The organism is Sphingomonas endophytica (genome assembly GCF_001476895.1).
In the GTDB taxonomy this organism is placed as follows: domain Bacteria; phylum Pseudomonadota; class Alphaproteobacteria; order Sphingomonadales; family Sphingomonadaceae; genus Sphingomonas; species Sphingomonas endophytica_A.
Genome location: NZ_LDTB01000170.1, coordinates 1 through 838, shown reverse-complemented (window position 1 = coordinate 838; position 838 = coordinate 1). Strand labels below are relative to the sequence as shown.

1 protein-coding gene is annotated in these 838 nt (G+C 55.3%); it reads left to right on the top strand.

Features of this window, described 5'->3' with window-relative positions:
* Positions 1-457 (top strand): hypothetical protein (locus tag NS334_RS16575; RefSeq protein ID WP_206542699.1); only part of this gene is annotated, 457 nt, incomplete at its 5' end.
* Between the last annotated feature and the right edge of the window lie 381 nt (positions 458-838).

Here is an 838-nt window from a genome sequence, read left to right as displayed (position 1 = left end):
CTCCACACGCTGGAGCTTGATGATGAGTGAAGGCGATGCGGAATACTTGTGCATCGCCGATACCGATGGACTGCACGGTATTGCTGCTGCGTCGGGCAACCTGAAGACCGTCCTTCTCAGCCATCTCCAAAGCGGTCTCATTGGGGTGCCGGCGTGTGCTTGGAAGGAGTTTGAGGAGCTTTATCCCTATGAAGCGGAAGCGTTGAAGTCCTTTGTTTCCACTCGGATAATAATGAAACGAGCATACTATGTTGGCGCCGCCCGCATCGCGGACAAATTAAACTCTGGCTTCCCACGAGGAGCTTACGACGACAGCGTCGAGCTTTTCCCGGCTTCCATTGCCTTCGCGAAAAAGTGCCGTATCGTCACTTCGCCTGCGCAGATTGCAGTCTACACCGCGATGGCCTGCCAAGCGTCCGACCTAGATACGTGGGTTGTAGAGCACGCTTTGAGCTAGTCGAGCATTCCCCTTGTGTCTCCAATTTGTCATTGCATCTCGGGGCGCACTTGAACGTTCACTTAGTGCCAGCGTTGGGACACCAACACCAAAATGATGAGGAAACTGCTCATTGCCACGATAGTGCCAAGCCGTCTGATCTCTTGCGCAGTCTGCCGCGCGGCCTTCGCTTGTGTCTCATCGATCATGTCAGCCACGTCGCGGAGTCTGCTGATGACGTGCTCTAGCGCGACGCCCTGCCCGTGCATCATACGCACCACCGCCGTTGTTTGTTCGGTGGACTCGGGTCGCTCCGCCTGGGCGAGGGCTTGATCGTATGTTTCCCCCAAAAAGTCGCTTAGTTTGTCCTGCCTCTCATCAGTGTCTGTCTCTTAAACACAA